The organism is Streptomyces sp. F63 (genome assembly GCF_018070345.1).
Taxonomy (GTDB): domain Bacteria; phylum Actinomycetota; class Actinomycetes; order Streptomycetales; family Streptomycetaceae; genus Streptomyces.
Genome location: NZ_JAGPXX010000083.1, coordinates 1 through 321, shown reverse-complemented (window position 1 = coordinate 321; position 321 = coordinate 1). Strand labels below are relative to the sequence as shown.

1 protein-coding gene is annotated in these 321 nt (G+C 68.8%); it reads left to right on the top strand.

Annotated features, from left to right (window positions below):
* On the top strand, nucleotides 1-321 hold a 321-nt coding region (locus KBZ10_RS29000), incomplete at both ends, for an IPT/TIG domain-containing protein (RefSeq protein ID WP_210990721.1).

The following is a 321-nucleotide window of genomic DNA, read 5'->3' as shown; positions in this document are numbered from 1 at the left end:
GCGGGAGTTCCGCGGAGGCGTTCACCTATCTCGCCGCTCCGGCGGTGACAAGCTTCGTGCCCATCGCGGGTCCGCCTGCGGGCGCGACGACGGTGGAGATCACCGGTACGGACTTCGTGAACGTCTCCGATGTGACCGTGGCCGGGGTACCGGTGACGTCGTTCATCGTGAACGATCCGACGAGTATCACGGCCGTCACCGCCGCCGCGCCTGCGGGGACCAGTGGTCCGGTGGAGGTCGCCACGCCGTCGGGGACCGGGGCTTCCGCTGCCTCGTTCGACTACGTCGCCTTGCCGGTGGTCACGGACATCGATCCGACCT